This window comes from Pseudonocardia sp. SID8383 (assembly GCF_009864975.1).
GTDB lineage: Bacteria > Actinomycetota > Actinomycetes > Mycobacteriales > Pseudonocardiaceae > Pseudonocardia > Pseudonocardia alni.
In genome coordinates this window covers 1-1,536 of the sequence record NZ_WWFY01000392.1, presented here as the reverse complement: position 1 = coordinate 1,536, position 1,536 = coordinate 1, and the positions used below count along the sequence as shown (strand labels likewise).

Below are 1,536 nucleotides of genomic sequence, written 5' to 3'. Positions count from 1 at the left end.
CCGCCGCACCCCGCCCGCAACTAGGGTCCGCGCGCATGAGCAGCAACGAACCGCCGCGGGGCGAGGACCCGCAGGCCGGTCCCGGGGGGGCCGCGACGCCCGGCGGCGCCCAGGAGTCCGGGCAGGCGGCCGGGAGCGGTGACCAGCCGGGCACGCCGTACCCCGGCGGGCAGCAGGCCGGGCAGGACGACGCCGCCACCGGCGCGCAGGAGCCGGGACAGCACGGCACCGCCGCCCCGTCCCAGCACGGCCCGCAGTACGGCCAGGACCCCGGCCCGCAGTACGGCCCGCAGTACGGCCAGGCCCCGTACGGGCAGGACCCCGGCCAGTCCTACGGCCAGCAGCAGTACCCCGGCCAGTACCCCGGCGCAGGCCAGTACGGCGGCCAGCAGCAGTACGGGGCCCAGTATCCCGGCCAGTACCCCGGGGCCGGCCAGCAGTACCCGGGCCAGTACCCGACCGGCCAGCAGTACGGCGGCCAGTACCCGCAGGGCGGCTACGGCCGGCCCGCCTACCCCTCCGGAGGTGCCCCGCCCAGCGGCACCTCCCCGGACCCGCTGGTGCCGTTCTCCTTCGGCGACTGGTTCTCCAAGATCGTCGGCGTCCTGCAGCGCAGCGGGAAGCCGCTGCTCATCATCAACCTGATCGTGCTGATCCCGACCGCGGTCCTCAGCGGCATCAGCTACCTCCTCGACGGGGGCACGCGGTCGTCGTTCGACCCCGTCGACCTCGACCTCAGCACGGGGTTCGTGGCGGGCCTCGGCCTGACCACCCTGGTCCTGGCCGTGATCGCGATCGTGCTGTCCGCGCTCGGCTACGCGGCGTCGGTGTTCGTCGTCGTGCGCGACGCGGCCCAGCGCCCGTGGAGCCAGGACCAGGTCATCGCGTTCGCGAAGAACCGCGCGCTCCCGGTGATCGGCTGGTCGCTGCTGGCCGGACTGCTGTTCGTCATCGGCTTCTTCCTGCTGATCATCCCGGCCATCTACCTGGGCGTGGTGTTCACCGGCGCGCTGATCGGGGTCGTCGTGATCGAGCGGGCCGGGATCGGCCGCACGTTCACGCTGGTCAACCCCCGGTTCTTCCCCGTGTTCGGCCGGCTCGTGGTGTTCTTCCTGATCGCGATCGTGTACTCGCTGGTGATCTCGCTGGTCGTCGTCGCGCCGCTGACGTTCCTCAGCCCCGTCCTGGGTCAGGTCGTGGGGACCCTGCTGCAGCTGCCGGTGCAGATCGCCGGCGTCGCCGCGATGATCGTCACTTACGCCGAGTGCCGCTTCCACGAGCACAACCCGGTGCACACCCCCGTCCTCGCCGACGAGATCGACCGCGCCTGAGCCGCCCGTCCACCCGGGGCCGGTGTCCTGGCAGGCTGGATGCGATGAGCACCGACGGCCTGTTCGACATCGACCCCGGGGGCGACGAGCGCGACACCGGTGACGGCGACGCCGTCCGCCCCGACGCGCCGCTCGCCGCGCGGATGCGCCCGCGCACCCTCGACGAGGTCGTCGGCCAGGCCGACCTGCTCGCACCCGGTGCGCC

The 1,536-nt window shown here is 73.5% G+C and carries 1 protein-coding gene; it reads left to right on the top strand.

Features of this window, described 5'->3' with window-relative positions; genetic code table 11:
* The first annotated feature begins 35 nt into the window (after nucleotides 1–35).
* A complete protein-coding gene (locus tag GTW08_RS09600; RefSeq protein ID WP_161151786.1) occupies nucleotides 36–1,331 on the top strand; it encodes a hypothetical protein in 1,296 nt (431 codons plus the stop codon).
* Nucleotides 1,332–1,536: the final 205 nt, after the last annotated feature.